This window comes from Flammeovirga sp. EKP202, assembly GCF_014534745.1.
GTDB lineage: Bacteria > Bacteroidota > Bacteroidia > Cytophagales > Flammeovirgaceae > Flammeovirga.
Window position 1 is genome coordinate 221,180 of sequence record NZ_JACVVP010000004.1, and the last position, 19,563, is coordinate 240,742.

A 19,563-nucleotide genomic window follows, 5' to 3' on the forward strand; every position below is an offset into this window, starting at 1 on the left:
AATGGAGACTAATACAATCTAGCAATATTCTTCAGATTGAGTAATACAGAGACAAAGAAAAAAGAAAGCAGATGGGTAAGACTTAGGAAACTTTTTTTGATAAGGAAAGTACTGAGGCTTTTACGTGTTTGGATTTTTAGATTCGCTACTCTTTTTATTTTTCTTTGGATCAGTTTAATTAGTCTTTCACAACTATCTTCAGTACAAACTTATCTGACGCATCAAGTGGCATCAGTAGTGACGAAGAAGACATCACACCCTACAACAGTTTCTTCTGTAAAGTTCGACTGGTTTGATAAATGGCGTCTGGAAGAGGTGAAAATCCTTGATCTTGATAGTATCCCTTTGATTGAAGTTGAGTCTGTAGTGTTGGATTTTTCATTTATATCCATGCTTTACAATGAAGATCAATACATCCATATCGAAGAAACAATCTTAAATTCTCCAAGAGTAGAAATGATCATGGATTCTGGTTTAGATTCCATGAACAGCATGACGAAATGGATTCGTTATATGGCTGGAGATCCCACTGGAGTACACCGTTTTGATTACAAAGAACCTGGAGATATTCACCTGCTTTTTGAAAAGGTGAAATTAAATAATGGTACATATATCATGCTTAATCCTGATGCGAATTTTCGTGAAAAAGGAAAGTTTGATGTCTATGATATGGAGTTTAGTGGCATCTATGCCGACATTACCCAGTTTAAAATCGTTCGTGATACCATTGCGATGGATGTTCAAAACCTGAGTGCCATTGAACGAAGAACGCAGCTCAAAGTGTTTGATATTGATACCTATTTAGCCATTTCCACCACTGGTTTGTCGTTACATGATCTAGATGGTGATATAGGTTCAAGTACTTTAAAAGGAAGAATTGATTTCATATACGATGATTATAGCGACTATAATGACTTTTACCATTGTATAGGTTTAGATGTAAAATTAAAGCAGTCAACATTACATACGGATGATCTTGCTAGCTTCTTCACTTATTTTGATTCCCTTCATGATTATGTTGTGGGAGATTTCCATCTGGAAGGAACCGTTAATGATTTTGTGGTAAAGAATACCAACCTCCGTTTTGGTGGTGGTAGTACAGTTAAAGGTGATTTCCAATTCAATAAAGTCATCGCAGAAGAAAGGACAGAAATGGATTTAGTATTCCATGATTCCTATTATTTTACTGAAGATTTGATTCCCTATGTTCCTGATTTTATGCGAGAGTACATCAATATGTTTGGTGCAGTTGCCTTGGATGGAACATTTAAAGGAAACCTTGAAGATTTTGAGTTAGATGGGGTATTGAATTCAGATTATGGTGTCATTACTCCCAAAATGGATATTTCCATACCCGAAGAATCGTATGTAGGCTATCTGAGAACAGATAGTTTAAACCTTGGGAAAGTTTTTGATACACCACTTTTAGGGAATTTTGATTTTGAAGGAGATATAGTAGGAAAAGGTTTTAGTGTCGATGAGTTGGCTCTTAACCTCAATGCTTCCATCAAAAGACTTGGAATAAAAGGGTATGACTATACCAATATTTATCTTGATAGCACGTATATGAAAGAAGGGTATTTCAATGGTGAATTAGTTGTCAAGGATCCTAATATTAAATTTTACTTGAAAGGGCTTCTGGATTTCAATGATAGTACTTTTAAATTCCAATCAGGAGTAGATATTCCTAACTTCAAAAAAATTAATTTATCCTCAAAAAATGTAGGTTTATTTACAAAAATGGAAGCCTCATTTGATAGAGTAATTGATAATGGAGTGTCTGGTGGTTTATCATTTTATGATACTAAAGTCTTCAATAAAAAAAGGGAACTCAATATCGATAAACTGATGGGCGTCACGAACATCATGCCTTCAGGACTACGATTGGTCAATATAGAATCGGATTTTATGAGCTTTAATATGGCGGGCTTTTTCGATCTGCCAATGCTCACAAATGATATTATTGATGCAATTGATGAAAGCTACCTGTCTCTTTTTGGAGATGAAGAAACACAGCATAAATACTACACAAAAAAGAAAAAAAGGAAAGAAGCATTTGGCGAGAAAAACTATTCTGTAGATGCAGAACTAAGCTTTATGAATGTCAATGATGTGATTTCTATTTTCACAGATAGTATACAAATTGCCGATGACACAAAATTGATTTTAGAAGCCTCTTTTGGTAAAAATGTAGGTTTTCATTCCAAACTCTTTAGTGATCACCTTCATTTCTATGGTGTCAATTTAGACTCCAATTACGTCAATTATTTTGCGGAGAAAGACGGTTATTCTAGTGATTATAATACCTCTTTGGAAGTAAAGTCAAAAGCTCAAGACATCAATGGCTTTTTATCAAAAGATTTTAATTTTTCGGCTTTTACCGTAGATGAACATTTGGTTTTTGATACTAAAATTGATGTTTATAATTATGATCTAGCACTGAACTTGAAAGGAGACATTTTATTAGATAAAGACAGTGTGGTGTTTAGATTGCCTCAGTCAAATATTTTCTGGGAAAAAGAAACATGGACAACTGAGGATTCTGAGCCTTCAAAGATTGTGTTATATCAAGACGGTGTTTATTTCCACAACTTTAATGTTAGAAATAAAGAGGAAACGATTTACCTGAATGGTTGGGCCAAAAAGAATGTTGATAAATACCTTCATCTAAAATCACAAAATCTAAACTTATCTTCCTTTCAGAAATACCTTGAGCAAGACATAAATGGTCAAGTAGATTCCTTGGACCTATATATTGAAGATTTATTTATCTCGCCGAGAGTGTATGGGCATGTTGCTGTAGATTCGTTGAGTATTGATGGTTATTTTCTTGGAGATTTAAAAGGAGAATCGGAGTGGACGAAAGAAAAATTAAATGTCAACCTTCAGATATTAGACAATACAGAGAAGCGTTTTAATTTATCCGGAAATTATTACCCCGAGAATAAGAATAATCAATTGGATATGAAATTGGAAGTCAATGATCTTCCGTTAGGTATTTTCCAACCTTTCATTTCTGAAGTTGTTGAAAAACTAGAAGGGCAAACGACCGGTTGGGTTAAAATTTCCGGTAATGCCGATAAGCCAAAACTTTGGGGAAGTGTCTACGCCAAAAAAGGATTGATACGCTTAGTGTACCTTGGGGTAGATTATATTTTTGGGGATACACAAGATCTACCAAGAATCCTTATTCGCCCTAATAAAATTTATACTGAAAACTTAAGGACAGTAGACGAGTACGGACATTATGCTTACATCAATGGTGGAATTAATTTCAAAGAAGGGTTTGATGAAATGAACGTTGGACTTGACGTTGATTTTGATGATTTCTTCATTATGAAAAAAAATGAAAAGGGGAATGATCTATTTTATGGTACGGCTTTCGGTACTGGAAATGTAAACGTATCAGGTCCTTTTGATGATATTATTATTGATGTCAATGCAACAACAAACAAAAGAACTAAGATCTATATACCATTAAATGAAATAGACTACTCAGAAACAGACCCTTATATTGTTTATGTACAGCGAGATACTTCTCAAAATAATACAGATAAAGAGGAAGTAGAAGAACCAACAAGTGCAGCAACAAAACAGGCGAACTTTCAAATGAAAATGAATCTTGATATTACGCCTGATGCTTATTGTGAATTAATTTTCGATAAAAAAACGGGTGATATTATCAGGGGTAATGGCTTAGGGAAAATTCAAATGAACATTGACAAGAACAGAGAGTTCGAAATGTATGGCAATGTTGAAATTGTAAAAGGAGCCTATAATTTCACCATGAAAGTGGCAGAGTTTAACTTAGTAGATAAAAAGTTTGTCATTGACAAAGGTTCTACACTTTCGTGGAATGGTGATCCTTACGAAGCTCAGATGAATATTATCGCAAAATATGAGCAAAGAGTGAGTTTATTACCCTTAATTGACATACAGGACAGTACAGTGAGAAATGCTCCGGAAATTGTGAAAAGGTATCCTGCCGATGTGGATTTGATGATCAAAGGAGATCTTTCTAATCCTCAACTTGCCTTTGATATTGATATCCACGATTATCCTGCAACTGTAGTCACGCAAGCAGGACCTGTCTCTTTAGAAAGTTATGTTGCGGCTTTTGAGGAGCGTATCCATAGAGATGAACAGGAACTGAACCGTCAGGTATTTGGCTTGATCGTAATGCGTCAATTACTCTCTAATGATTCTTATGGTGGTTTTGGGCAGACAGCCTCTAGTAGTGTGAGTGAATTATTGACCAATCAGCTCAGTTATATACTTTCTCAGGTGGATGATAATTTTGAGATAGACCTTGATATGAGTGGTCTAGACCGGGAAGCATTACAAAATTTACAGATGCGTCTGTCGTATACTTTTGCTCAGGGAAAAGTGAGGGTGACAAGGGATGGAGGGTTTACGGATAATCAAAACCAAACAACCGCCGCTTCAGTGTTGGGAGATTGGACTGTAGAAGTAGTCATTTCTCAAGATGGTGCATTAAGAGCAAAATTCTATCAGAAATACAGACAGGATGTTTATTATACAACAGCAAATCAAGATAATACATCCCTAACAGGGGCAAGTGTTATGCACACAAAAAGCTTTGATAATTTTAAACAAATTACTTCCAATAAAAATAAACTGGAAAAAACGAAGCGCCCTAAACACTATAGAAGACACCTTAGAAAACTTAAAAAAGAAGAAAAGCGAAAAAAAAATGAAGCAAATACAGAGTAGTGAAATTACGGCCTGGTTCAAAGGGCTGCAAAACGATATATGTAGAGATCTGGAATTAATTGACGGTAAAGCTAAATTCCAAGAGGATCTGTGGGAACGTCCTGGCGGCGGCGGTGGCAGAACAAGAGTGATCAAAGATGGTAATATCATTGCAAAAGGAGGAGTTAACTTTTCTTTGGTTGAAGGACCTTTATCCGCTCAAATGGCCAAAGCTTTAAAAGTAGAAGCAGCGGAAACATTTAAAGCGACTGGTGTTTCAATTGTACTACACCCTCAAAGCCCAATGGTTCCTATTATTCATATGAACGTACGTTACTTTGAGCTTTCTAATGGAGAGTATTGGTTTGGGGGAGGAATTGATTTGACGCCACATTACGTTGATCAATCCGCTGCAGCTGATTTCCATCAGCACCTGTTCGAGGCATGTGAGAATACCAAAATAGGATATTATGACCGCTTTAAAGAATGGGCAGATAACTATTTCTTTATCCCTCATAGAGATGAAACAAGGGGAATCGGTGGTATTTTCTTTGATCGATTAAAGCCAGATGTGGAGGGATTAAATCCTGACCAATTATGGCACTTTGTTCAAGATGTCGGAGAATCTTTCATACCTGCTTATAAGGAACAAGTAGAGAAATTTAAAGATGTGCCTTTTGGAGAAAAAGAGCTGAACTGGCAGAAATTAAGAAGAGGTAGATACGCTGAGTTCAATTTGGTGTGGGATAGAGGTACTAAATTTGGTTTGGAGAGCCACGGTCGAACAGAGTCGATTTTAATGAGTTTGCCTCCTCAAGCCAATTGGGAATATGATTATAAACCAAAAGCAGGATCTAAAGAAGAAGAAACTTTAGGTTTACTAAAGAAAGGAGTGAATTGGTTAAATCAATAAAACACCAATAAATTACCTTATTTACTACACTGTAAATTAAATTATAGCAATTCCTTTTATGAAGGATAAAGGGTAGTGTATTGTGGTTCGTGAGGACGTTGCAATGCAACGTCCCTACAGAACTGCATTTTAGAAGGTGAGTACAAAACTCTGGTCTTTGATCTATAATCAGTCATTTAGTGGTAACTTCCTTGGCCTTGAAGGGAAAAGCGTGAAGAATTTCATGTATTGAGCCGTTAAAAATGATTTTTTTGTTTGAGCTTTAGCGAGTTTAAAATCATTTAGGCGAAATGAATGAAATTTAGCTTTTGACTTCAAAGCCTTGGATTTTTTGCTTCGTTTTTGTTTCAAGACAAAAATGAAGAAGAAGGAAGCTTGAAAGTAGTTCCTATAAAATCTAGTAGAAATACGGATTGAAAGTTTGCTGTAATTTAGTTTACAATGTATTTGCTATAACCTTCCTTATTCATTGAAATAGTATAAGGAAGGGTTTTTGTATCGTAAAATATGAACATCTAGTTGATCAGCTAGATATTAGAAATAAGTACAAAGTCAAAAATAAATCATAGTTAGTTCTAATTTATTTTTTGTGAGTACAACGCTAAAAAACGTATTAATAGTGGTTCTATTGAAAGTTTTTTGAAGGAAGTAATCGCAAAACAATAAATAGAATTAGTATTAGATAATTTTGAATTTGTACTTAACTAACTTAAAGAGTCACAAACTATAATGTACAAACTATTACTATTCTTTTTCTTATTGCCATCAATGGTTCATGCTCAAGTGAATTTGGATGAATTTTTAGACAAGTATTCTGATCTATGTCCCGGTGCTGTAAACTTAGTCATCAATGATAGTGTAATTATTGATGAAACTGAAATAACACATTTAGAATGGATGCTAAGTGTTCATTCGCAGTCTTTTAGTAGAAGGTATTATAAATCACTTTTACCTGATACCGTTTGTTGGATGAATAATGGTAGTACCAATATTGAGCTTACAAAACACTATTTAAGGTATCCAGGCTTTAGGTATTATCCCATGGTAGGGGTTTCTTATGATCAAGCGGTAAATTATTGTAAGTGGAGATCAAAAGTGGTCAATCATTACTTACCGATAAGAAAAGAAAAATATAAAAAGCTAAGAGATTATACTATCGAAATAGAATACCGTTTACCTACAAAGGAAGAGTGGGAAATAGCAGCCTCATCAGGTTTAGACCTCAAACAGTTTCCTCATGGAGTTCGTCGCCCTTATGATCCAGACTTTATTTCTAAAGAGACGAATAGAAAAAAGAAAAAGTCAAAAGCGAAATGGTATAAAGATCAAATCAATAAAATAGAGGAAGCATCCAACAAAGACCTTTTTTTATCAAAAGAGTTGATACCAATGGAGTTTAATGTCTATGAAAATTATTACTCTCCAGATATGCAGGCGTATAGGTTGGAATTTCAAAAAGAAGGAATGAATTCTCATACTACATGGGTTTATGAAAGTAACCCCAACAAATATGGTATTTATCAAATGATAGGTAATGTTTCAGAATTGACGGTTGAAAGAGGGGTAGCCAAAGGAGGTTCTTACAAAGACAAGATTAATGACTTCACAATAAAAACAGATTTTAAATATACGAAGCCTTCTGAAAGTATAGGCTTTAGATGTGTTGGAGTTTTGAAAGTATACAAAAAGGGAGAAAAGGCTCCTCCAGTTAATATTCCTCTAAAAAAGCAAATTACTCTAGATCTTAATTATGAGTTAGTGAATAATTATCTGACAAAGGTTGAGAGTGAAGAAAAAGAGTATTCTGTAATTAGGAAATTAGGTCATGATGAACTGAATAAGTATTCAGATGGTATTACTTCATCAGTCGTTAATGATTCTTCAAGTCTTTTAAAGCAAAAAGCTCGTTTGATGTTAGAGGCTTATTCTAAGGCTAACAAACTCTTTCCAACTGAATGGATTCCTAAAAGTGATCTGGAGGAATTAAAAAGAGAAAGAATAGCACTTTCGGTTGATACCTTATCTGTATCGCAACTTTTAGCGATGAATGTGCAAGAATGGGTTGAAATTAAGATTGACCTTTTAAAACTTGAAATGAATTATGAGTTAGTTCATAACTACTTAAGACTTATTGAAACTGATAAAGCGTCTGACTCTTATCTTCAAAAAATTGACCCAAGTATTCGAATTCTATATACCAATAATTTATTGATACAATATTATAAAGAGTCTTATGAGAAAGCTTTATACAATCTAGAAACTTTCCGTAAGGAAAATTCACATTATGGGGATTTGAGAGAAAAGTTTCCGACGGTCTACCCTAAACTAGTAAGAGAAAATAGAATAGCTCATAGAGATTACTGGGTGTCTTCCATAAGGTATTTTTTGGAAGACTATTATTTAAAAGGAAAACTGTTCCCAGAGCATTGGATTCCAACTCATGAAAAAAATAAACTTATGAATGAGTCCTATTATCTAGAATTGGGTGAACAATTGCGAGAATTAGAAAGGCAAAGCAGTTTATTTTAAAAAAGAATGAATACACTGTAAACTAAGCTTTCAGCTATTTGTTTTTTTTTGAAATCAGGAGATTTCTGATGATTTATAGGATACGAATGAAATTTAGCTTTTGACTTCAAAGCCTAGATTTTTTGCTTCGTTTTTCATCAATGGAAAAATGAAGAAGAAAGAAGCTTGAAAGTAGACACTATAAATCTTGTAGAAAGATCGATTGAAAATTTGTATTCAAAGGAAAATATTATAACTGATACTGTACATACATTGAATGAAGAACAGTATGAATAAATATGAACGCTACCTCATAATTATGAGGTAGCGAATTTTATATTAAAATTTCCCAGAGTTATTCCAGGTATCTTGAGGACCGATTTTTTCCATTACATCCCAATGCTCGACAATTTTTCCATCTTTCACTCTAAAGATATCAATCACACACCAATCTTCATCTCCCAATTTTACATGAGATAAAGAAGCAGCAAAATTACCTTGTACTAAAACCTTATGTACTTTTTCATATTTCATAGGTGTACCTGCTGCTACTAATTCTTGTGCGAACTTTCCAAAACCTTCCAACCCATCACCAACAGCAGGGTTATGTTGCAAGTATTCTTCCGTAGAAATGTAAGTGGTTACTTGGTCAAAATCACCACCAATGAGAACGTTATTGACAAAACCAGTGATGACCTTACGGTTGTCTTCTGTCTTATCTAAGTCTTCGATTTCAGTAGTTCCATCTACCATTGTTCTTCCAGAAACCGTTTCTTTTACCTCTTCTTGGATGACGTCCCAATGCTCAATGATCTTGTCGTTACTATCTGTATCAAAAATATCGGCTGTAACATAGTACCACTCACCGTTATTCAAACTTTGGTGTACATGAACAAAAACATATTGTCCATCCTCAATCGTTCTTTTGACTTGTATGTCTCTTACGGGGTTTCTTTTTAAGAAAGGTATAAAAAATTCAAGAAAACCCTCTTTTCCGTCTGCAACACCTGTAGAATGTTGAGTGTAGCGGTCCCCGATGTATTTATCGAGTGCTTCATGAGGTTTTCCCTGATTGATACCTTCCATGTACAATCCGACAGCATTGTCTAATTTTTGTCCCATAGTTTTTGGATTATTAATAAATGAATAATGAACTGAATGGATTTATTAAATAAAAATCAACTTTTCTGTTTAACGTTTTTGTTTGAATATTTTACATTTTATTTAAAATATCCATTTCAGTAACGTGTTTTGTAGAAGTGCAAAATAGAATATTCAAGTCACTTTTGATTTTAATTATATATGATTTTGTTGCAATATTTTAATAAGTGTAAACAACTTGGTAATCATATTCTTAAATTAGATAAGATGAACACGCCGATTTAATTAAAGTAGCATGAATTTACATGAATTAGAGAAAACTAACATACGTGACCCTTATAATTCTCATGAAGTCTTATACCATGAGTCTCCTGAGATGTTCATGTCAATTTGTCCTAAAACTGCAAAATTAATCACTTGTAACATTACTTTGTGTAAAGCCTTAGGTTACACCTCAAAAGAAATTATTGGAAAAAATATCTTTGAACTTTATGACGAAAGTTGCCATGATAGAGTAAGGACTCTTTTTAAAGGTTTTTTGAATGGTAATGTCGTCGAAAATGAAGAATTGGTTGTTCGTAAAAAAGATGGTAATGTATTTCCGGTCTTGCTCAGTGCAAAAGCAGTGAGAAATAACAAAGGAGAAATTCTCTTTAGTAACTCTTGTTGGAGGGACATTACCAAAATTAAAGAACTAGAATCTTCATTAAAAAGGTCCAATCAGCTTTTAAATCAAAAAGTAAAAGAGCTTGCACAAAAGAACAAAGAACTTGAACAATTCGCCTACATCGTCTCTCATGATCTAAACACACCACTCAGAAATATCAAAGGAGTATTAAACCTAATACAAGAGGATAACGAAAGTGAAGTCCCTCCAACTTGGAATACTTACTTTGGTTATATCAATCAAAGTGTAGCTAGAATGGAACGCTTAATAGATACTATCTTAGAGTTCAGTCAGCTTGGTGTAAAAAGTGAAAAACAATGTATTGACCCTGCATTAATTTTGAATGAGGTATTGGAAGATTTCGCATTGGAAGTCAAAGAACAAAACGTAATGGTTTGCAAAGCAACATTACCAAAAATTAGTGGCTATTCAGTGGAGTTCCATATGCTTTTACAAAACCTTATTGGAAATGCTATTAAATTTCAAAACAAAGAAAGAACGCCAGAAATAGAGGTTGGGGCGATTGATCAAGAAGGAGAATGGATGTTTTATGTGAAAGACAATGGAATAGGTATCAACCTAGAGTACAAGCATAAAATATTTTCTTTCTTCAAGAGAGTGAATGAAGATTTTAAAGGTACAGGAATTGGCTTAGCACAGTGCAAAAAAATTGTCGAACTTCATGGAGGTAGAATTTGGGTAGAAAGAAACAAGGACTTCGGAAGTTGTTTTTATTTTACCATTCCAAAATGAAAAATCACGGTTACGTATATTAAAAGGCGAAAGGTACTACTACTTTTCGCCTTTTTCATCTTTAAAATATAGCTACTATCATCCCCTTTCGTATATCAGTGGCGGGAAGGGAATTCACATTTTATATTTTTTACTTCAGCTTTTAAAAATCAGAAATCAATAACAACAATCGAAAACTTTTATGAACAAACCCTGTTACTCTTTCTAAATATTCAGTTATTTTTGTGGCAGAATACGAAAATTATATGTCAAGAAGAAAAACTATACTAAGAGTAGAAAACTTTTCAAAATCTTACGAAGAAGGGAAATTAGCGGTAAATCAGCTATCCTTTGACGTAAAAGAAGGGGAAGTTTTTGCACTGATTGGACGAAGCGGTTGTGGAAAAACCACCACTTTAAAACTACTTTCAGGACAAATGAGACCTGATGATGGTGCAGCCTATGTACATGGAGAAAGGATTTTAGGTCCCCATGAAAGACTGTTGGCAGGGCACGATAAAATTGCTTTAGTAGAGCAAGATTACAACCTGTTTAACCATCAAACAGTGGCAGACAATATCAAATACCCAATCCGAAGAACAACCAAAGAATATCAGGAATATAGATTAAATGAGCTATTGCGTATTTGTCAGTTAGAGGAATACCGTGATACTCGTCCTAAAGAGTTGTCGGGTGGTCAAAAGCAGAGAGTAGCTATTGCTCGAGCGATTGCCAATGAACCTCCAATTCTATTATTGGATGAGCCTTTTTCTCACCTTGATATGGCACTTCGTAGTGACTTGAGAAGAATGGTGAAAAATATTGCTGTTGAAGCAAATATTTCAGTGGTATTTGTAACGCATGATACGCACGATGCCTTGGCAATGTCAGATAGAATTGGTGTGATGTCAAGAGGTAAATTGATTCAGATCGCAACTCCTGAGGAAATTTATAGACAGCCAAAAAATAAATATGCCGCACACTTTTTCCCACATTGTAATGTGATCGAAGCTGATGAACTAAAAAAGTTAGGCATCGACAAGTCTACTGGAAAATACATGGCAAGACCAGAGTGGTTGGAAATGATCGACGAAAAAAGTGCAGAACATACAGCAGTTCTTCGTCATGTAGATTACTTTGGTAATGCAAGTTATGGTGAGTGGGAAGTAGACGAAGGAAGCAAATTATGGGTACACCATGATAGCTTCGCAACGTATCATATTGGCGATAAAAAAGGAATCGCTTTAAAATCAAATGCAGATTGGTGGGCTTTGGAAGATTAGAATTGTATTTGAGATTTTCTTTTTGAGCAAAACCATTTAATACTTAATAATTCTTAATGTCTTATTTTTTGCATTAAGTTGAAGTATATTTAATAATGAAGTACTAGGTAATTGAAATCACACCTAGTACTTCAATTTTTTTAATATTCTACACTCAATCAAAATTAACTTTTTACTTACCAATAGGTGCATTAAATAATTTTGATTTTGAACTTACAACCTATTTAAAGAGCCAATCAGTTTATGATTTTAAGAAATACGTTATTCCTCTTAATCGCTATAAAATGTATTCTCTTTTCATGTGAAAAAGAAAATAATAAGGCAGACCAAGGGGAAGAAAAACCAATGACAAAATGGAGAGCGACCATTACCAATACACATCAGAAAGAAGTTCCTTTTTATCTTACAATTGAAGGAAATGGTGATCAGCAGGTTTGGACAGTAATCAACGGCGAAGAGCGAATGGTATTGGATGAGGTTTTTTATGAAGGAGATTCATTGCATATACCATTGTTGATTTATGAAGCAGAGTTGATTGTAAAAGAAGGAGAAGAAGTTATCAACGGACAATTTGTAAGAAATGGAGCTTACCGTTTACCTTTCTCTGCTGTAAAGGGTGGCGATAAACGATTTTCGAAAGGGGAGGAGCCTACAGTTGATTTTACGGGTAATTATGCCGTAAAACTAGGAAAAACGGAGGCTATAGGACTTTTTAAACAAAATGAAGATTACCTGACAGGTACTTTCCTCACAGCAACAGGTGATTATAGATTTTTAGAGGGGACAGTGAGAGGCAATAAGATGTTTTTGTCTTCTTTTGATGGAGTGCATATTTTACGTTTCGAGGCAGAATTAGAAGGTAATAAGATTGTCAATGGTAAAATGTGGTCTGGAAAATCAAGAACTGAAGTATGGGAAGGAGTGAATGATCCTAAAGCGGCCTTGCCTGATCCAAAGACGTTGACGTACCTCAAAGACGGATATAATAAATTTACGTTCTCATTTAAAAATCAAGAAGGGAAAGAGGTATCGTTAGAAGATCCAAAATATCAAGACAAGGTAGTGATTGTACAAATTATGGGTTCTTGGTGCCCAAACTGTTTGGATGAAGCAAACTTTTTTGTGCTTTTGTATGATCGTTATAAAGAGAAGGGATTGGAGATTATAGGTCTTTCTTTTGAAAGAGCTACGGAAGCAGAGAAAGCCTACAAGCGTATCAATAGAATGAAAGAGAAATTGCATATTGACTATGAGGTAGTCTATGCAGGGACTCCCAAACAAACGGCTCAAGCCTTACCAATGTTGAACAAAGTAATGTCTTTCCCAACATCAATTGTGTTAAGACGAAATGGTGAAGTAGCTGAAATCCATACAGGCTTTTCAGGTCCTTCAACTGGAAGTTATTATGAGGAACATGTGAGTGAATTTACGTCATTGATTGAAGAATTGATCAAGGAATAATTAATACAGCACACGGTATCTAAAAAAGAGTGAAACGAAAGGTTTGTTTCACTCTTTTTTTATCCTTAAATAGCATTAAAATTCCGTAGTGATCGCATTTGAAGGTTATCACTCGATTAAAATTAGTCGTATAGTAGATGTTAGCATCAAGTTTTACAGAAGATAAGATAGAAGCAGGCTTGGATGAAGCAGGTAGAGGTTGTTTGGCAGGGCCTGTAGTGGCTGCGGCAGTGATTTTGCCAAAGGACTTTTCACATCCAGACTTGAATGATTCAAAAAAACTAACCGCAAAGAAAAGAGAGTTCTTAAGGGAAGTGATCATGAAAGAAGCCTTAGCTTATAAAGTAGTAGAGGTACAAGCAGAGGAAATAGATAAAATCAATATTTTACAGGCATCATTCACCGCAATGCACCGATGCATTGATGGAATTGAAATAAAACCTGAATTATTATTGATTGATGGCAACAGGTTTAGACCTTACAAAGGAATAGAGCACGAGTGTATTGTAAAAGGAGACGGGAAGTACTTGAGCATTGCGGCAGCTTCTATTCTTGCCAAAACCCATCGTGATGAATTAATGACGAAACTTTCTGAAGAGTACCCAGAGTACGGTTGGGAAAAAAATGCAGGTTATCCCACAAAAAAACATAGGGAAGCCATTGCCAAACATGGTACAACACCTTGGCATCGCAACTCGTTTAAATTATTGCCAGAACAAAAAACAATAGATTTTTAATGAGGTACATCAAAGCATTTCTCTTCTTTCTTGTAATCGCATTCAGTTTACAATGTGAGGTGCCCAATCCTTACGGGGACTTGTATGTTTTGATAAGAGATGAATCAGGGAATTTGGTGGAAAATTGCTCAGTAACCTTGTATGGAAGTTATGAAGGTTTTATTAATGAAACGGACACCATACAAGGACCCAACGTTACGGACGAAAATGGAAGAGCATTTTTCTTGAATTTATCTGAAGGAACATACTACATCGCTGCAAAATACATTAACGAAAGTGGAAATGTAGAAAAGAATAATTTGTTAGTGGCAACGCAAACAGATGTTCAAGCATCAGAAATTGGATTTAGAAACTCGATAACGGTTATCATTTGGGATTCTTTTATTGGTAATATGTCTTCGGCAGAAGGTAAAAGATGGGCCTACAGTCAATTCATTGATGTGACGACCGGAGAGACTAGACCTGTTCCAGACTGTTTACAAGATGATGAATTGATTTTCTTTAGAAATGGCCAATTTGAATATGTCAGTCAAGAACTGAATTGTGATGAAGGGGTAGATGATAACTTTACAGGGACGTTTGCTCCGGTTAGTAATGGATCATTTATTCTTATAAAAGATTCTTTAAATCAAACCCGTTATGGACTTTATATAGTATCGGCGACTCAAACACAGATGATCGCTCAATACGGTCCTGATTTTATTGTATATGACAACGTAAGTAATTAGAAAATGAATATTGGAGATAAAGTAAGAAGTTTACACGATGATATTGAAGGTATTGTAGTGGCTTTAAAAAGTGGAATTGTTGAGATTGAAGATACAGATGGTTTTAGAATGGATTTTATTCCAAATGACCTTGCTGTTGTATCTACAGTTGAATCAGAGGAGTTTGGAAGTGTTGAAGAAGAGGACAGAATTGTATCTACTTCTCAAAAGAAAAAGCATAAAGATAGACCTAAAGCAGCACTACCACTAATCTCAGAAAGAGGTGTATTTATCGCCTTTGTACATCAAAATGATCAGATTTTAGATGTATATGTTTGTAATAATTCTGATTTGACAATTCCGTTTGTATTAGGTTCTGATCGTAAAGGAGAGTACAAGGGTATTTTCACATCGACCTTAATGCCAAGAACTCAGATCAAAGCAGATCAAGTAACACTTCAAAATTTTGAAGAATGGCCTGCATACATTTTCCAAGCGTTATTCTTTTATCCGGGAAGAAGCGTAAACCATGAACCTTTGGTAAAGAAACTTCGTTTTAAGGCATCAACTTTCTTTAATAACAAACAGGAAGTGCCAGGAATGAATAAAGACGGTTATGTCTTCCAATTGGATATTAAAGCATTGACGGAGGTTGATGTAGCGAAGATTAAAGATGGTTTGGTGGAGTCTGGAACAAAATCAGATCAAAAAGTTGAAAAGGTTGTTCAAAAACCAGCTTCAGAAGTGGACCTTCACGCAGAAATGTTAGGGTTAGATCCAAACATGGGAAATAGCACATTGAGTATGCAGATTCTTCACTTTGAAAAAGAGTTGGATGCAGCAATCGTTAGTGGAATGGACCATATCACGTTCATCCATGGTGTAGGTTCAGGAAAATTGAAAACAGAGATTCAAAAGCGTCTTTCAAAACATGCTGATGTTGAATATTTTGAAGATGCTAGGAAAGAGAAGTTTGGTTATGGTGCCACTTATGTAAAATTAAAATAATGAACTTTAGAGTTGTAATTGGAATTTTACTAACGGGTATTGCATTGTCACTTTATGGTGTTGGTAAGCCAAGACTTTCAAAAGAACAAACCTATTTAGAGGAGGCACTTGAAAATAAGAATAACAAAGTCTTTTTAGAAGGAAGAGTTTCTACTCAAAATGATACCCTTCAAGACTTTTTTGTTTTAGCCTCTAAAGAAGAGTTTACAGGAGCCGGAAAACATAGAGGTTTTAAGCCCGTGCAGCAAAAGTTGCAAACCCTAAAATTGGAAACTTCTTCTGGAATTCAACTTTTAGAGTTTGAAGAAGCACCGTTTAGGGGAGAGGAAGTAGCACATGTACTTTTGGAAGAAACAACTTCTTCTAACGCCCCCATTCAATGGCAAGGGGTAAAACAAAATACCCGTTTGTTGGTGTTGGGAGAGCAAGAAGGAGATAAAGTAATGGTCAAATACAGTTATGCTGGAGTAAAAGAAAATTACTTTCAATTGTTAGACGAAGGGATCAAATTACTGACTCAGATTTGTACAGGATTAGGGTTACTCGGTATTCCATTATTAATATGGGGATTAGTTAGAAAGTAATATTTATCATCCAACTCAGGTTAAAAATGATTTAATATTAATTCTCAAATAATTTTTAAATGAAGGTGTTAGCATAGGTTAGCACCTTTATTTTTTTCAATTATATTTGTGTTGAATTACTGAAATCAGAATAGCAAACTGTTGATGAGGTATCAATGTTACTTGAATGAATAACATGAGCAAACTAAAAGTATTTTTACTATTACTAATTACGTATTTAGCTTACCTACCTGTTTCTTTTGCACAATCCACCGCTGTATTGTCGTATGATAAAGAAGCATTTTTTGATGGTAAAAAAAAGAAAACCACTTATACCTATAAGGTACTGATAGGAGATAAAGAAAATCATGAATTGGGAGATCTTTCAATTGACTACTCTTTAGGAGAAGATGTGGTCATTCATGAGGCGTCAATTTATACATTGAATGGTCAGAAAATAAGAGCACTGAAGAAAAAAGATTTTCAGAAAAAAAACGCGGTGAGCGATGGAGCCTTTCATGATGATACTTATCAGATGTATGCCTCTCTAAAAACCAATCAATATCCTCATGTTCTTCATTTTTCGTATACCATTACTTCCAAAGAGATGCTTTACCTCGCAGGGTGGTATCCAAAGGTATATGCTCATATTCCAACTTTGAAATCAAGCTTGACGGTGAAATATCCTAAAGATTTTCCCGTGAGAATTAAAGAAGATGCATGTTTTGAATATCAAGAATTTAATGGTGAAGAGTATAACATTCAAAAATGGTCTGTCAAAGAAAATTTGGAATACAACCCGGAAAGGAATAGCCCGCATATCAGAAATATCTTTCCAGTAGTTGAAATTTTACCAGAAACGATTTCATATGGTGTGGACCACAAAGTGAAGAGTTGGACAGAGTTTGGGGAATGGATTCGAATTCTTAATGCAGGTTTGGATGACTTGACAGCACAAGAAAAGGTGAAAATACATGCACTTACTGATACTCTTACAGACCCTTGTGAAAAGGTAAAAGTGCTTTACAATTATCTTCAAGATAATACACGCTACATCAATGTTTCATTGGGAATTGGAGGTTTAAAGTCTCATCCTGCAAGTTATGTTTGCGAAAATAAATATGGAGATTGTAAAGCGTTGACAAATTATATGCAATCCATGTTGAGTGAGATTGGAATTCCTTCCTTTATGGTAGATGTGTATGCAGGAAAACAGATTAAATCAATAGATACAGAATTTCCCTCTCAGCAGTTTAATCATGTGATTTTAGGAGTTGTCGTAGATGCTGATACTATATTTTTAGAAAATACATCCAAAGTTCACCCTTTTAATTATTTAGGCAGTTTTACTCAAAACAGAAAGGCATTGTGGATAGAGCAAGGCAAAAGTAGACTGGTTGATTTGCCTGCTTTAACCAAAGAAAATACTGTTGATAGTATAGCCTATACTTTTTCTCTAGCAGATGAAAATGAAATAAGAAAGGTAAAGGTTGATTTCACTTCCTCGGGTGGTCAGTTATTTGAGGCATTGAACAGTTATAAAAACTCTTCTGACAAGAAACAAGAAAAGGTCTTTAGAAGTCATCTATTACCTTTTGCAATTGGTGCGATGGATAGTATGCAAATTGTAAAAGAAGATAGGAATTCAACTTTTATTACAGGCAGTTTTCAGGGAGAGTGTAAAAGGTTAGAAAAGAAAATAGCGAGTTTTAGGGTGATCACTCTACCAAGAATCATCAATACTGAAATAGAAAAACCTTCGGAAAGAGAACATCCTTATTGGGTCAATTTAGTGATTCATAAAAAAGAACACTTTGAATTTTCGATTGATAAAATAGAGCAGCTGAAAGTAGAACTTCCTAAAGATTTTGAATTAAAATCGAAATATGGAGAATACAAAGACCATTACTATATCAAAGAAGGTAAAGTCTGTTTAGATCGAAGTATCTATATCAAACCTAATCAAATAAGTTTGGAAGACTATCCAACGTTTTATGACTTTTATAAAGCAATTCATTCCCGAAGCCGAAAAACTTCAATTATAATAAAACAACAATCTTAAATAATGAAATATCTATTCATCCTAAAGTGTATCCTAATTTTTTCAACCCTAGGTTATGCTCAAAAGTTATCACGTGAGTACGGAAAAGTAACAGACGCGGATTATAACTATCAATCCAAAGATAAAAAGGCGGAGGCCGTAGTTTTACATGATATAGGCGAAGTATCTTTTATACGTTCAAAAGATGGCGGGTTTGATGTACTTTATAAAAAAACGACAAGAATCAAGATATTAAAGGATGAAGGCTTGAGTAGAGCGAATGTTGAGTTTTTGCTCTATAAAGGAGACAACGGTGCAAAAGAAGAAGTACATAAATTGAAAGCAAAAGTTTATAATAAAACTGATGGAGTACCTTCTGTAACTTCTTTCGATAAAAAGAATGCATTTACAGAAAATGTCAATGCCTATTACAATAAGTATAAATTTACTTTGCCTCAAGTTAAGGTAGGATCGGTAATAGAGTATCAGGTTTCAATTATATCACCCTTCTTTTTCCGTCTACCAAAATGGTCTTTCCAAGATAGAATTCCTACAGTGCATAGCGAGTTTGATATTAAGATATTTCCTTTTTTTGAGTATTATTTTATTGCTCAAAATATAAAGGCATTTACTTATAAGAACTCAAAAAAACTATTGGCTGAACACAACTACAATGGCAGTACATACAATGAAATGCAGCATGTGTTTGTAATGAAAGATGTGCCTGCATTTAGAGATGAAAGTTATATTACTTCTATCAATGATTATTTGATGAAAATCGATTTTCAATTAGGAAAATATTACAATCCAATAACAGGAAGCTCAATAGAGGTGGTTAGTACATGGGAAAAGTACGCAAAAACCTTAATGAAGCATGAAGAGTTTGGAAAGTTTGTGGCTAAAGCAAAGAAAGAATCTAAAGCTATTTTTACAGAACATCCAGAACTACTGGAAGGAAGTGACACTGAGAAAGCACAGAAGATCGTTCAATACGTAAAGGACAATTATGTATGGAATGGTTATTACGGTAAATTGTCGGATGACAACCTAAATACACTGTAAACTAAATTTTAGTAAATTGAAGATCTTAAATTTAAAGAGATGAAAAGAGATCATATTCAATTAAGTG

Annotated in this window: 13 protein-coding genes; 12 read left to right on the forward strand and 1 reads right to left on the reverse strand. The window is 34.5% G+C overall.

Annotated elements, in window-relative coordinates; all coding sequences use genetic code 11:
* The first annotated feature begins 225 nt into the window (after positions 1-225).
* From IC221_RS29850 to IC221_RS04015, 3 genes are all read left to right on the forward strand, one after another.
* Positions 226-4,734 (forward strand): translocation/assembly module TamB domain-containing protein, encoded by a 4,509-nt coding sequence (locus IC221_RS29850; protein ID WP_188167716.1) that lies wholly within the window; start codon positions 226-228, stop codon positions 4,732-4,734.
* Positions 4,715-5,626, forward strand: coding sequence for an oxygen-dependent coproporphyrinogen oxidase (gene hemF, locus IC221_RS04010; protein ID WP_188167717.1), 912 nt, complete (start codon positions 4,715-4,717; stop codon positions 5,624-5,626). Before IC221_RS29850 ends, hemF begins: the two co-directional genes overlap by 20 nt.
* Positions 5,627-6,355: 729 nt before the next feature.
* The gene (locus IC221_RS04015; protein WP_188167718.1) at positions 6,356-8,155 is read left to right on the forward strand and encodes an SUMF1/EgtB/PvdO family nonheme iron enzyme; all 1,800 of its coding nucleotides are present in this window, start codon (positions 6,356-6,358) and stop codon (positions 8,153-8,155) included.
* Between the two features lie 318 nt (positions 8,156-8,473).
* Here IC221_RS04015 and IC221_RS04020 read toward each other — a convergent pair whose 3' ends face one another.
* Positions 8,474-9,256, reverse strand: a complete 783-nt coding sequence (locus IC221_RS04020; protein ID WP_223241288.1) for a nuclear transport factor 2 family protein — start codon at positions 9,254-9,256, stop codon at positions 8,474-8,476.
* A gap of 274 nt (positions 9,257-9,530) precedes the next feature.
* Here IC221_RS04020 and IC221_RS04025 point away from each other — a divergent pair, with 274 nt between their 5' ends.
* From IC221_RS04025 to IC221_RS04065, 9 genes are all read left to right on the forward strand, one after another.
* Positions 9,531-10,655 carry an ATP-binding protein gene (locus IC221_RS04025; RefSeq protein ID WP_188167719.1) on the forward strand — a complete coding sequence of 375 codons (1,125 nt, stop codon included), beginning with the start codon at positions 9,531-9,533 and terminating at the stop codon, positions 10,653-10,655.
* Positions 10,656-10,900: 245 nt separating this feature from the next.
* Positions 10,901-11,917: an ABC transporter ATP-binding protein gene (locus IC221_RS04030; protein ID WP_188167720.1), complete on the forward strand. Its 1,017-nt coding sequence runs from the start codon at positions 10,901-10,903 to the stop codon at positions 11,915-11,917.
* Between the two features lie 243 nt (positions 11,918-12,160).
* A complete protein-coding gene (locus tag IC221_RS04035; protein WP_188167721.1) occupies positions 12,161-13,378 on the forward strand; it encodes a peroxiredoxin in 1,218 nt (405 codons plus the stop codon).
* A 137-nt stretch (positions 13,379-13,515) separates the two neighbouring features.
* On the forward strand, positions 13,516-14,115 hold the full coding sequence (locus IC221_RS04040; RefSeq protein WP_188167722.1) for a ribonuclease HII: 600 nt from the start codon (positions 13,516-13,518) through the stop codon (positions 14,113-14,115).
* Positions 14,115-14,843 (forward strand): carboxypeptidase-like regulatory domain-containing protein, encoded by a 729-nt coding sequence (locus IC221_RS04045; RefSeq protein ID WP_188167723.1) that lies wholly within the window; start codon positions 14,115-14,117, stop codon positions 14,841-14,843. The genes IC221_RS04040 and IC221_RS04045 overlap by 1 nt, the downstream gene beginning before the upstream one ends.
* Positions 14,844-14,846: 3 nt before the next feature.
* On the forward strand, positions 14,847-15,830 hold the full coding sequence (locus IC221_RS04050; protein ID WP_188167724.1) for a DUF2027 domain-containing protein: 984 nt from the start codon (positions 14,847-14,849) through the stop codon (positions 15,828-15,830).
* Positions 15,830-16,414, forward strand: a complete 585-nt coding sequence (locus IC221_RS04055) for a hypothetical protein (RefSeq protein ID WP_188167725.1) — start codon at positions 15,830-15,832, stop codon at positions 16,412-16,414. Before IC221_RS04050 ends, IC221_RS04055 begins: the two co-directional genes overlap by 1 nt.
* Before the next feature lie 175 nt (positions 16,415-16,589).
* Positions 16,590-18,455 (forward strand): DUF3857 domain-containing protein, encoded by a 1,866-nt coding sequence (locus tag IC221_RS04060; protein WP_188167726.1) that lies wholly within the window; start codon positions 16,590-16,592, stop codon positions 18,453-18,455.
* Between the two features lie 3 nt (positions 18,456-18,458).
* On the forward strand, positions 18,459-19,496 hold the full coding sequence (locus IC221_RS04065; protein WP_188167727.1) for a DUF3857 domain-containing protein: 1,038 nt from the start codon (positions 18,459-18,461) through the stop codon (positions 19,494-19,496).
* Positions 19,497-19,563: the final 67 nt, after the last annotated feature.

Bases quoted from the DNA above. Each gene is read 5' to 3' on its own strand.
- hemF (WP_188167717.1), top strand. From the start codon at position 4,715: ATGAAGCAAATACAGAGTAGTGAAATTACGGCCTGGTTCAAAGGGCTG.
- IC221_RS04015 (WP_188167718.1), top strand. From the start codon at position 6,356: ATGTACAAACTATTACTATTCTTTTTCTTATTGCCATCAATGGTTCAT.
- IC221_RS04020 (WP_223241288.1), bottom strand. From the start codon at position 9,256: ATGGGACAAAAATTAGACAATGCTGTCGGATTGTACATGGAAGGTATC.
- IC221_RS04025 (WP_188167719.1), top strand. From the start codon at position 9,531: ATGAATTTACATGAATTAGAGAAAACTAACATACGTGACCCTTATAAT.
- IC221_RS04030 (WP_188167720.1), top strand. From the start codon at position 10,901: ATGTCAAGAAGAAAAACTATACTAAGAGTAGAAAACTTTTCAAAATCT.
- IC221_RS04035 (WP_188167721.1), top strand. From the start codon at position 12,161: ATGATTTTAAGAAATACGTTATTCCTCTTAATCGCTATAAAATGTATT.
- IC221_RS04040 (WP_188167722.1), top strand. From the start codon at position 13,516: ATGTTAGCATCAAGTTTTACAGAAGATAAGATAGAAGCAGGCTTGGAT.
- IC221_RS04045 (WP_188167723.1), top strand. From the start codon at position 14,115: ATGAGGTACATCAAAGCATTTCTCTTCTTTCTTGTAATCGCATTCAGT.
- IC221_RS04050 (WP_188167724.1), top strand. From the start codon at position 14,847: ATGAATATTGGAGATAAAGTAAGAAGTTTACACGATGATATTGAAGGT.
- IC221_RS04055 (WP_188167725.1), top strand. From the start codon at position 15,830: ATGAACTTTAGAGTTGTAATTGGAATTTTACTAACGGGTATTGCATTG.
- IC221_RS04060 (WP_188167726.1), top strand. From the start codon at position 16,590: ATGAGCAAACTAAAAGTATTTTTACTATTACTAATTACGTATTTAGCT.
- IC221_RS04065 (WP_188167727.1), top strand. From the start codon at position 18,459: ATGAAATATCTATTCATCCTAAAGTGTATCCTAATTTTTTCAACCCTA.